The organism is Sphingobacterium tenebrionis, from assembly GCF_037126265.1.
GTDB classification, from domain to species: Bacteria; Bacteroidota; Bacteroidia; order Sphingobacteriales; family Sphingobacteriaceae; genus Sphingobacterium; species Sphingobacterium tenebrionis.
Window position 1 is genome coordinate 1 of record NZ_JAYLLN010000060.1, and the last position, 11,325, is coordinate 11,325.

The 11,325-nt window shown below is 41.4% G+C and carries 9 protein-coding genes; 5 read left to right on the forward strand and 4 right to left on the reverse strand.

Translation table 11 applies throughout. The features are described from left to right. Positions 1 to 150: 150 nt before the first annotated feature. From VJ786_RS16070 to VJ786_RS16080, 3 genes are all read right to left on the reverse strand, one after another. Positions 151 to 1,554: a PepSY domain-containing protein gene (locus VJ786_RS16070; RefSeq protein ID WP_336558027.1), complete on the reverse strand. Its 1,404-nt coding sequence runs from the start codon at positions 1,552 to 1,554 to the stop codon at positions 151 to 153. Between the two features lie 91 nt (positions 1,555 to 1,645). Continuing rightward, a complete protein-coding gene (locus VJ786_RS16075; protein ID WP_134776084.1) occupies positions 1,646 to 2,998 on the reverse strand; it encodes a DUF4374 domain-containing protein in 1,353 nt (450 codons plus the stop codon). Positions 2,999 to 3,020: 22 nt separating this feature from the next. Beyond that, positions 3,021 to 5,444 carry a TonB-dependent receptor gene (locus VJ786_RS16080; RefSeq protein ID WP_099367050.1) on the reverse strand — a complete coding sequence of 808 codons (2,424 nt, stop codon included), beginning with the start codon at positions 5,442 to 5,444 and terminating at the stop codon, positions 3,021 to 3,023. A 90-nt stretch (positions 5,445 to 5,534) separates the two neighbouring features. Between VJ786_RS16080 and VJ786_RS16085 the strand changes: the two genes are divergently transcribed. The 4 genes from VJ786_RS16085 to coaBC all read left to right on the forward strand — a co-directional run bounded on the left by VJ786_RS16085 (position 5,535) and on the right by coaBC (position 9,104). Beyond that, positions 5,535 to 6,479: an AraC family transcriptional regulator gene (locus tag VJ786_RS16085; protein WP_099367049.1), complete on the forward strand. Its 945-nt coding sequence runs from the start codon at positions 5,535 to 5,537 to the stop codon at positions 6,477 to 6,479. Positions 6,480 to 6,609: 130 nt separating this feature from the next. After that, positions 6,610 to 7,521 (forward strand): outer membrane protein assembly factor BamD, encoded by a 912-nt coding sequence (locus VJ786_RS16090; RefSeq protein WP_336558028.1) that lies wholly within the window; start codon positions 6,610 to 6,612, stop codon positions 7,519 to 7,521. Between the two features lie 33 nt (positions 7,522 to 7,554). Further along, positions 7,555 to 7,881: a DNA-directed RNA polymerase subunit omega gene (locus VJ786_RS16095; RefSeq protein WP_099367047.1), complete on the forward strand. Its 327-nt coding sequence runs from the start codon at positions 7,555 to 7,557 to the stop codon at positions 7,879 to 7,881. Positions 7,882 to 7,892: 11 nt separating this feature from the next. After that, positions 7,893 to 9,104 (forward strand): bifunctional phosphopantothenoylcysteine decarboxylase/phosphopantothenate--cysteine ligase CoaBC, encoded by a 1,212-nt coding sequence (gene coaBC / locus VJ786_RS16100; protein WP_336558029.1) that lies wholly within the window; start codon positions 7,893 to 7,895, stop codon positions 9,102 to 9,104. Positions 9,105 to 9,119: 15 nt separating this feature from the next. Here coaBC and VJ786_RS16105 read toward each other — a convergent pair whose 3' ends face one another. Then, a complete protein-coding gene (locus VJ786_RS16105) occupies positions 9,120 to 10,487 on the reverse strand; it encodes a methyltransferase RsmF C-terminal domain-like protein (RefSeq protein ID WP_336558030.1) in 1,368 nt (455 codons plus the stop codon). A gap of 60 nt (positions 10,488 to 10,547) precedes the next feature. Between VJ786_RS16105 and VJ786_RS16110 the strand changes: the two genes are divergently transcribed. Continuing rightward, positions 10,548 to 10,940, forward strand: coding sequence for an SRPBCC domain-containing protein (locus tag VJ786_RS16110; RefSeq protein WP_336558031.1), 393 nt, complete (start codon positions 10,548 to 10,550; stop codon positions 10,938 to 10,940). The last annotated feature ends 385 nt before the right edge of the window (positions 10,941 to 11,325 follow it).

Here is an 11,325-nt window from a genome sequence, read left to right on the forward strand (position 1 = left end):
CATCCTGATATCCGTTAAAGCCTACTTTAAGATACGAAAAAAGGAGCAGAAAACTGTTGTTTTCTACTCCTTTTTTTGCCCATTCTAAAAGGGGACTTTTTCAGTGCCCTCGTTTGCCTACAAGTCTTTTTTGATTATTTCCCTTTTTGATTATTTCCTTTTTGGTTTTTTCTTCATTTTGTTCAACCAGATCATTACGCCAGTGACCGATAGTGAAGTAGCGATCAAACACGAGATAAAATAGAGGAGCTTGGTAAATGGTCCATAGATATCCCCAATATGTAAGGCTTTAATAGACGCAGAAGCTCTTTCGTTAAAGGGCTTTTCCCTGAAGATATCCTTTTCCAGAACCTCACCAGTATATTGATTCAAGGTTAGTTTATCACCTGCAGATGGTGCAAAAAATCCTACCCTATTTTTACTGATGGAAACCGTTCCGGTACTATCCTTGGCAAAATTGATCGTAAGGTCGCCATCATAGGTCAATACCTTATTGGCTGCCAAAATCGTTTCCTCGATGGTCATCGGAGCTTTTCCATCAGCTGGAATAATAGATAATAACGGTTTTTTCTCTTCTTTAGGCGCATCTGGGGATTTATAAGTCCCCCATGTTTTCTGCCATCCCGAACGGTACCAGTCAAAAGACCAGAAAGGCCCGGTTACAGCCATTAAAAACAGAATGATGCAACTATAAAAGCCCAGGGTATTATGGAGGTCATGGTTTACTCGCTTCCAATTGGCTGTCCAACGGATCTTCAAACCATTTCTCCAAGAGCGTATTTTGTTCGGGAACCAGATCACCATACCGGTAATTACTCCCAACAGGAATAATAGGGTTGCCGTTCCTGTGATCCAAGAACCTAGCTTCCGGTTTTCGACTCCTTCGATCAAAGGTTCTTCGATTTCATTGAGTAAGAGCCAACGGTGTAAGCCGAACATCTTCTGCATGAACTCTGCTGTTTTTGTTTTTTCGTCTGCAGGATCGCCGATTATTTCTCCTGAGTAGGGGTTAACGGCAAGTTGGTTGGCACGTGGTCCTCTACCGCCACCTCCGCCAGCTGGTGCAGCAGGTTTTTTCTCCCCTTCTTGAGGTTTTGTGGTCTCAGCAGGTTCGGAAGATTGCTTCGTTCCTCGCAATGACGCGGAAGCCTTGCCTTCGGCGGGTTTTCCTTCGCCTGTCCTTGGTTCGGGTTTTCCTTCGCCAGATTTTCCCTCGCCGGATTTTCCTTCGCCATCTTTTTCCTTTTTGCTATAAAGGATGCTGGTGATTGCATCATCTGCAAAAGGGATCTTGATCCCTACCACTTTACCTTTAACTTCCGGTTTAACCTTGGCCATCAGCTCATCAGCATTCCATTTTTCCCCAGCAGGATCTACCTGATGATAGTTCGATTGTGCCCAAGCCCGGATCTCTGTATTATACACATAGATTGTCCCTGTAAGACAAACAATGAAGACAATGATCCCGGAAATCAATCCTCCCCATAGATGGATATCGTTCAGGAATTTTCTGAATTTAATCCAAGTAGATGTTTTTTGTTTTGGTTTACTCATTTTTCTCTTTACTACCACTAGGTGATTAAAACCAAAAATCAGGCGAGCCAACAGCTCACCTGATATGGATTATTTATCTTTTGCTTTACGATTAATAGATACCGATGTAACGGTTTCCTGGTTGATTGATCAATTTAGCTCCAACAGTCATTTCACCAGATTTTCTATTAAAAACATAGATGTTTCCATCTTCACTAACCGGCGTAACAACGATATATACATTGTCCCCTACCAACGCAATATTCTGCATCTGACGGAAATTTAAGGTTGCCTCGTTTGGAATATTATATTTCTTTGCGGTCTTGTTGTTCAAATCAACGCGGGCAATATATCCACCCTCACCTGCAATGTTGTAAATTACGAATCCTATACCATCGCCAACATATTTCCAAGTTTCGATATAGCTATCATTTATACCTAAAGCTTGGTCTAAACTAAATACAAAAGAATTATCGTAATCGTTGGTTGCAGAATTGATCCTCAAGATCTTTGAACCACCAGTGCCTTTTGCTTCTCCAGAAGTTGCTTGATATACATGTCCATCTGTTCCAATATATTGCATCGTAGAACGATAGCCATTAGTATTTGCCCTAGTTTTATCGGTAGTAATCAATTTAGGGTTATCGAATGATGGATAATCTACCACCAATGTTTTTGCAAATGCCTTAGGACTTTTTGTATCTGAAGCAAATTCTGGAAGTCCCTTATCATTAATAGTGAAAGAATTGACATTATGTTTAGAAATGGCAGCACCTATATATGCCTTGTTCCCACTTTTATTAACGATAGGTACATCTATTCGTGATATGTAATATCCCGCTGCAACTTCATCCGGCGATAAAGCCAAATCAAATGTAGCTGTCTTTGTAATTCTTGGATTGTTAAGGTCTAAGGAAATGATATCCGTTTTTGTTGTTCTTTCTTTAAAAACAAAATTTGGAGACGTTCCTGTAGTAACCACTGGGTTTGCGGTTCCACGAACAGCAATCCCTACACCAGGTGCTGCAACTAACCATCTTGGAGCATCACTCACATAATTTTTTGTGTGCACCTCAGCACCATCAGCTTGAAACCTATTTCTTCCTTTAACAATATATTTATTGAAAACACCACCGTCATCTCCTGTATATTGAATGTTATAAAGGTACTTTCCATCCGCAGAAGCCTGAAGTCTAGCCGTACGAGATGACTTAACGCTTGTTCCTTCATCAAAAACCTTCACACTGTAATTTGGATTGATGGCATCCGGTTCGCTGATACTAAACACCTTAGTTCCTCCATCCCCATCTCCAGCTGTAGTCTTCATCAAAGCTCCTGAAACGGTGATCCAACGATCAACATTTTCATCCGGATCCAATACAACATTATCTTTCTGACAACTGCTGAACGTAAGGGAAGTAGCGGCTATACCCAATAGGGCAAATTTTATAAGATTAGTTTTCATCGTAATAATTATATGGTAATACTTAAATTTTATTAATGGAATAATTCAGTTTTAGGTAGAATCCCCTGCCTGGTTTCTGCACCCCAAAATTGTCATAAACCTCTGCATTGAACATGTTCTTCACATCTAAACTGGCAATGATCTTTTTGGAAGGGAACACATAGCTCAGCCCAAGATTCTGGGATACCTGTGTCGGTGTCACGAACCAATCCGAATCAAACCAAACGGTGCTGAATGGTGCTACATAACCAACTGTATAGAACAAGTTCAACTTGGAATTCTTTTGAATCAGGTTATCCAGGTGATAATGCACATTCCCATTCATCGTAAAGAAAGGCTCATTAGGAATCTGTGTATTGTAATAAGGCAATTGTTTACCCGAATTCGGGTCAAACTGCACTTTGTATAAGGAATTGAATTTGGAGAAATTGAAACCTACGGTCAGGTTGTTCTTGTAGTTATAGAACAGCTCACCCTCAAAACCTACGGATTGCGATTTTCCTAAATTCACAAATTTGGTCACTTCGATCTCCTGGTTGTTCATCAACTCATTGGCCTCCGGCATGATCCTATCCTTCACATTTCTCCAGAAAACATTGGTCGCTAAGGAAACTTTATGGTCGTCGAAATCGAATGTTCCCAATCGGAAACCTGCATTGTAGTTATCGCTGATTTCTGGTCGGATATTAGGATTGGACAATACATTATCTTCTGGGCTTCCAAAGGTCTCCGAATCGACCGGCATACGGACAGCGCGTTCTGCAGATGCCAATAGGATGATATTCGGTTTTATGCGGTAAGAACCTGCCAGCCCATAACCCGAGTTGGTCCGGTTATCCTTCATCGTATTTTCTTGAAAGGTAGTTTCGCCATTGTTCACCGTAGCGGTATAGGAAGTGCTACCAATAGATTGCTGGTATAACTTATAGAAAAGGTTAGTGATCAATTTATTGTTGATCGTTTGGGCTTCATAATTGAAGGATACCACATTTTTTGCCAGATCATTTTTGCGGTTCAATCCCACATTGGCAACTGGATATAAACGATCCGAATCTTTCCGATCTACGGTATAGAATACGTGGTTCACCGAAAGCCTATGGCCCGAAACAACATCATAACTCAGATTTGAACGGATGTTTGCCACTTGACGTTTGATGTCGTTCAAGGTTGGACTACCCTGTTGTGCTCCCGAAGAATGCTTGATGGGATTGCCGTTCAGATCTAAACGAATCTGACCATCCCAATTGAATTCATAAGGAACGGTATCTTGAATGGAAGTATTTCTAAAGCTATATACTGCATTTACCGAAAGACCAAGACCAGGCGTTAGTAGATCTTTTTTAACATAGTTCAAGCTCAACACATTGGCGTTCGCATTCGAAGTCCTTCCATAATAAGGTGTTCCCATGGTCTGTCCATGTTGGATCTCCTTGTAGGAATCCGACACATTATAACCCAAGAAGAACGTATCTGCCCATTTAACATCGGTAAATCCAAATTCGAACCTTCCAGAAATGGATCTGTACCCGTCAAAAAATCTTTTCGTACGGTAATACCTTTGTACTACCCCGTCTGGCTGAATATATTTGGAAAACTTGCCCCAGATTTCATAATCGTTATCCGAATTCAGGAAGCTTCCAGAAACTCGTGTTGTAAAACCTGTTTTGGCATGTCTATATAAAGCACTGATATCCGATTGGGTCGTATTGAAGGAACCATAAGAAACAGATGCCGATAAATTATTACTGTTAGTACCTTTTTTGAGCACGATATTGATGGCTCCGCCCAAAAGATCTCCGGTTAAGTGTGCCGGAAGAACCCCTTTGTAAACTTCGATCCGCTCAATCATGGATGGCGGAATATTGTTCAGATTGAAGGAAGATCCATACGTAGAGATCTCAATTCCATCGATAAAGATACCCACCGATCGGCCGGTCATCCCATTCAGGTTATATTGTACCTCCGATCCCAAGCCACCACTCTGACGAACCCTTACCCCTACTGTTTTGTCCAATAATTCATTGGTCTGTATGTTACGGACAGCCGCTTCCTTCGTCTCGATCACATTCACCGCGAAACCTTTGGTTTCAATCTCCCTTTTTACAGTGTTTCTCACCACTCGGATTTCATCAAGACTGATTTCCCCTTTTGGGTCGATGTGGATATGCAGATCGTATTTTGGCTTCTCTACCTTTAGGCTAACTCTTTTGTCTTTTACTTCGATGGAGGTCACCAAAATAGTTTGGTTTCCATAAGGCACCTGTTCCAAAAGGTATTCCCCTTTTTCATTAGAGACGGTTCCGATCGTTGTTCCATCCACTTTTACACTCGCATTGGCTACCGGTTTTCCATCCAGCAGATGAACAATACCTTTAATGTTGGACGTCTGTCCCATCAAGGAACCGGTAATCATTAAAAAGAGAGCAGCGATGTAAAAATGTTTCATTATATCCGATTAATATCTTAGATTTGAACACTCTTTAGAACAAGTCTAAATAAATATCGCTGCAAATGTAGAATTATTCTAAATAGCAAAATGACGCAATCGGAAAAAAAAGCTTCACAATCGGAAATTATCGCACAGGGAAATCCATTTTCAGACAAAAGTTTGTCTGAATTAGGGACTTTCATGTATTTTACCGTGCTGAAGGGGCGACAACGATTCGCTTTTATTTCTCCGATCGAAGGATATCTTAACCTGTTGGTGCATGACCATTCCGCCAATTGCACGTATTCCATTCAAGCTGAAAATTACCTATTACAAGCCGGTGAGAACATCCTAAAGCATGTGAACAAGGGCGATCATTTGGAATTCAAGAGCCTAAGCCCCGATAATATGGTCCTGATGATGTTGGTGCCCTGTGACAAATTACCGGCCTTCCATACCAAATACTTGGAGAACAGAGATCGATTTGAAAAAGGGTTATTGACCAAAGCTGATTCCAGGATCGAACTATCCCTGCAGCAGATTTTTGAACTCTATCAGGAAGATTCCTACCTCAATCAGTTAAAGATCCAAAGTCTATTGCTAGAGATCATCATCCATCAGGTCGAAGGACTTTACGCAGAAAATGAATCCAAGGAACTTATTGTAAATAAAAGCCATTTTGAGAAGATCCAACAGGTCAAAAAGATGATCGATGAGGACCTTTCCAAAAACCATAGTATTGCCGAATTGGCAAAAGCTGTTGGCACCAATGAACAGTATCTTAAAAAATACTTTAAGCAGCATTATGGAAAAACGGTGATGAACTACATTACGGAAGCGAAGATGGAACATGCCAAAAAACTTATCCTAATGGGTAAATATCGGGTTTCGGATGTAGCTCGGATGACCGGATACAAGCATTCCACCCACTTTACCACTGCTTTTAAAAAGTATTTTGGGATCATTCCTAACTCCTTGAAATACACCTTCCTTGTTGCTCATGAAGGCGTTCATGTCCTTCCTGAGATTGCAAGCTTTTTGCATATCCTGTAATCCAGTCGGCGAAATGTATAGTTAAAGATTGTTAAATGCACTGGTTCACGCGGTTAGCTAAATGGAAATGAACTATTTTCGCATGTTAAATATAATTGAATATTAGTATTAATTGACGTATCTTTGTAGGATGTTTTTGAAGAATCATGTATTTAGCCTAATTATCGGCATATTTTTGTTAACTGGTTTCAGCAGCTGTAAAAGTAAATTCGAGAAAATACGTGCCAGCAACAACATACAAATGAAATATCAGGAAGCGGTGAAATACTACGAAAAAGGTAAGTATTCCAAAGCTTTGACGTTATTTGAGGAGTTGGTTGCACGTTATCGCGGTACAGCAGAAGCTGAAGATCTTTACTATTACACTTCTTATGCGAGTTACCGGTTGAAGGATTATATCTCGGCTAGATACCACTTCAAGCAATTTGCAGACAACTATCCGCACAGTGCGAGAGCAGAAGAAGCTCGTTTCATGTCGGCATATTGTTATTACCTGGAATCTCCACGTTCTAACCTTGATCAAGACAATACCCGCAAAGCTATCGAACAGTTACAATTGTTCGTGAACCTTTATCCGGAATCGGAAAAAGCGAAAGAAGCAGGTGATCTTATCCAGAACCTTCGTGATAAATTGGAGAAAAAAGCCTTTGATAATGCTAAACTGTATTACAACATGGGCCTACCTGATGATTACAGAGCAGCAGTGATTGCCTTGGAAAATGTATTGAAGGAATATCCAGACACGAAACATGCCGAAGAGATCGAATACCTATTGGTAAAATCCCAATACTTATTTGCAGACAACAGCTATCCTCACCGTCAGGAAGAACGTTTCAACCAGATGTTGGATTACTATGAAACGTTTGAAGAGAACTTCCCAGAGAGCAAGTACAGCAATGAAGTTAAGGGTCTACGCGCTTCTGCGGAACGTAAGATCGCTTCAGCCATCAAATTGATGGAAGCGGATGCAAAAGCAAGAAAGAAACGCGAAGAAGAATTAGGTGTTTCTACTCCAGGGACTGTTCCGGTAGAAACAAATTAAGTAAATCATTTAGTACAATATATTCATTTTAATATGAGCCAAAATAAAAATAATGTTCCTAACTCTACAGTTACTCGTGACTTAAGAGAATTAGACAACACTACGGACAACCTTTACGAGTCAATCGTTATTATCAGCAAACGTGCAAACCAGATTTCTGTTGATATCAAAGAAGAGTTAAATCAGAAGCTATCGGAATTTGCGAGCAGCAATGACAACTTGGAAGAAGTATTCGAAAACCGTGAACAGATCGAGATTTCTAAACACTATGAGCGTATGCCAAAACCTACGTTAGTAGCGATCGATGAGTTCTTACATGACAAAGTTTACTTTAGAAACCCTTCTAAAGAACAAGAATAAGCTGTAGAAGCATGTCTCTAAAGGACAAAAATATTGTAATTGGTATAAGCGGCAGCATTGCCGCTTATAAAATTGCAACCTTGGTCAGGTTACTTCGCAAGGCTGATGCGTCCGTTCAGGTGATCATGACCGAAGAAGCGACACAGTTCATTACCCCACTTACTTTATCCACTCTTTCCAACAATCCTGTTCTGGTCGATTATTATCAGCAAGAAACAGGGGAATGGAATAACCATGTGCATCTTGCAGAGCAAGCTGATCTGATCCTTATCGCACCTGCATCGGCAAATACCATTGCCAAATGTGCACAGGGATTATGTGACAACCTGCTATTGGCGGTTTATCTATCTGCTAAAGGTCCTGTTGCCTTTGCCCCTGCCATGGATTTGGACATGTGGAAACACCCTGCCGTACAACATAACATTTCCTTGTTGAAGAGCTTCGGACATGCTATTGTACCTCCTGGAACTGGCGAATTAGCCAGTGGTTTGGTTGGTGAGGGAAGATTGGCCGAACCGGAGGATATATTTTCCTTTATAGAAGACTACCTAGCTTCAGACAAACCTTTACAAGGAAAGACAGCTTTAGTATCCGCTGGTCCTACTTATGAAGCTATAGATCCTGTACGTTTTATCGGAAATCATTCGTCCGGAAAGATGGGCTATGCGATAGCCAAACAATTGCAACAGCTGGGTGCAGAAGTCACTTTGGTAAGTGGTCCAACCGCTTTGCCGACGCCTTCAGATGTAAACCGTGTTGACGTGGTTTCCGCGCAACAAATGCTGGAGGCAATGGACTCCAACTTTTCTACAGCAGATATCATTGTCATGAGTGCGGCTGTGGCTGATTATACTCCTGTAGAGGTAGCAGACCAGAAAATCAAGAAGAAAGCCGAAGACTTTGCTATCTCCTTGAAGAAAACTACGGATATTCTCGCGAGCCTTGGCGCTAAAAAAACCAGCTCTCAAACATTGGTTGGCTTTGCCTTAGAAACCAATAATGAATTGGAAAACGCAAAGGATAAATTAGGTAGAAAAAACTTGGACTTCATCGTGCTGAATTCCATGCAGGATAAAGGTGCAGGATTTGCCCACAACACCAATAAGATCACTGTTATTGATCGTGATCTTCATGTTTCCAACTATGAGCTTAAATCCAAAGATGAGGTTGCAGTGGATATCTGTAAGCTGATCATCGAGCATCAGCTTCTGATCAAACAATAAACCTATCCCTTTCTATTAAAGATTAGCTATCCTGATTTCTTTGGGATAATAGTTATTTACCCGATTGCCTAATACCTTTACCCATCCTAAGGATATTCCTTTATACTTCACTAAGCACCAGCCCTTCATCCCCGCAGGAAACAAAGCAGGATCTAAGGGTTCTTTCCTCAAAAAGTTCTGCGCATCGGCTAATCCAATTTCAGCTGATGAAATGTCTTTTGCCTGCAATACGCTCATGGCCAAATCATGGGATGGAACAAGTTCCTTGCCTAACCATTTACCGATCATGGTTCCAGCATTCTTCAGGTATAGGACCTGCTGTGCTGCTTTTACATAGGCTTCCACAGATTTTGGAAACAGATGAACATTTTCATTATGGATAAAAGAAGCATAATCGTTCGGATTTTCCACCCAATTGACCAATGCATCCTTTGGAAGTGGAGATTTCTCCATTTTTATCTTCTTCATGGAAAACATCGGTTGGATGCCTTTGAACTTTAGTACAGCTACAAAAAAACCTTCTCCCTTTGTCTTATGCGGGTAGAAACGGTAGCCATAAGCCTGATGCTTGGATGAAAGCGTTTCTTCTACACCCCAGGCTTCTTCCAATGGAATCCTGATCGTTTCAAATTCATATTCTTCATGCAGCCAATCCAGTATCTGTTCGTTCTCTTCCTCGGAGTAAGAGCAGGTCGAATAGACCAATATACCTCCGGTCGACATACTGGGCATCACATCTGCTAAAATACGTTTCTGACGCTCGCTACAGAGTTTCACATTGGCTTCAGACCATTCGTCTATACTATCTTCGTCCTTTCGGAACATGCCCGATCCAGAACATGGCGCATCGACCAAGATAAAATCAAAAAAGCCGGGTAGTCTGCGGAAAGAGGAAGGGTCGTTATTGGAAACTACCGTGTTGGGTAATCCCCAATGCATGAGATTATCGCGTAGGATGTTCACCCGTGTTTTGATGATTTCATTAGCGATTAAGAAGCTATCCGAACTAAAGGAGGCATTTAATAAGGTAGATTTCCCTCCAGGCGCAGCACATAGATCCAAAGCCTTAATGGCCTTATCCCCTAATTTTAAGGTTTCAATGACATGTGCTATGAACATGGAAGAAGCCTCCTGCACATAATAACATCCCGCATGGAACAAGGGATCGAGGGTGAATTTAGGGCGTTCCTTTAGATATTTACCTTCCTCGCACCAAGGCACTTCTCCTGCTATTTCAAAGTCTAAGGATGTTGGTTTGTTAGGATTGAGCCGAATAGAAGTGAGCTTTTCTCCTCGTTCATGGGCATCTAAGAATGCTTTTTCATCAAACAAAGGGTTGGAGCCTAATTTTCTTACGAGGGCATTTGGAAGTAAATTACTCATGCTATTGCTAATAAATTCCCGTAAATTTACAGGAATTATCTAAATCCCTTTTTATATCACATGAAAGAATTTAAAAAATATTATATCATCACGGCTCCACCGGAGGATTTATACCGCGCATTGACCACCGAAATTACGATCAGGCTATGGACCGGAGACCTTGTTGAAATCGACCCCCAAGTCGGTGGTGAATTCTCCATGTGGGATGGCGCCATCCAGGGAAAGTTCCTCGAAATGGAACCTTATAGTAAGATTGTTCAGCAATGGTACTTTGGCGAACAAGAAGAAGAATCTATCGTGACCTTCAAACTCCATGAACATAAAAAAGGAACGTCATTGGAGGTTAAGCATACGAATATCCCTGATGAAGACTATGATGATATCGTGGAAGGCTGGAATGAAACGTATGTTGCTTCGTTGATAGATTTTTACGAAGAAGAAGAAGAGGGGTAAGGAAATCTCCGATTTCCTTAATTTGAGTATTTAGTAGTAAGTATTTAGTAGTTAGTATTTAGTACTTAGACCTATGGCGCCCTCCGTCATTGCGAGGAGGTACGAGGAAGCAATCTTTGGATATGCGCAGCCTTTTGTAATGCTGTGATCGAATCTTTGTCATGCTGAGCGCAGTCGAAGGATCTGTACGGGTGCCCCATGTAGATGCTTCGACTCCGCTCAGCATGACATGCGGGAAGATTGCTTCGTTCCTCGCAATGACGCGTAGGGTGCAATAAAAACAGAAAGCCCCGTCATCTATCGATAACGGGGCTCCTTTGTAAAATTAGGCGCCGACCTACTCTCCCACCTGTTACGGCAATACCATCGGCTCTGGCGGGCTTAA

Excerpts from the sequence above, each read along its gene's own strand:
- VJ786_RS16070 (WP_336558027.1), bottom strand. The coding sequence starts at position 1,554 with ATGAGTAAACCAAAACAAAAAACATCTACTTGGATTAAATTCAGAAAA.
- VJ786_RS16075 (WP_134776084.1), bottom strand. The coding sequence starts at position 2,998 with ATGAAAACTAATCTTATAAAATTTGCCCTATTGGGTATAGCCGCTACT.
- VJ786_RS16080 (WP_099367050.1), bottom strand. The coding sequence starts at position 5,444 with ATGAAACATTTTTACATCGCTGCTCTCTTTTTAATGATTACCGGTTCC.
- VJ786_RS16085 (WP_099367049.1), top strand. The coding sequence starts at position 5,535 with ATGACGCAATCGGAAAAAAAAGCTTCACAATCGGAAATTATCGCACAG.
- VJ786_RS16090 (WP_336558028.1), top strand. The coding sequence starts at position 6,610 with ATGTTTTTGAAGAATCATGTATTTAGCCTAATTATCGGCATATTTTTG.
- VJ786_RS16095 (WP_099367047.1), top strand. The coding sequence starts at position 7,555 with ATGAGCCAAAATAAAAATAATGTTCCTAACTCTACAGTTACTCGTGAC.
- coaBC (WP_336558029.1), top strand. The coding sequence starts at position 7,893 with ATGTCTCTAAAGGACAAAAATATTGTAATTGGTATAAGCGGCAGCATT.
- VJ786_RS16105 (WP_336558030.1), bottom strand. The coding sequence starts at position 10,487 with ATGAGTAATTTACTTCCAAATGCCCTCGTAAGAAAATTAGGCTCCAAC.
- VJ786_RS16110 (WP_336558031.1), top strand. The coding sequence starts at position 10,548 with ATGAAAGAATTTAAAAAATATTATATCATCACGGCTCCACCGGAGGAT.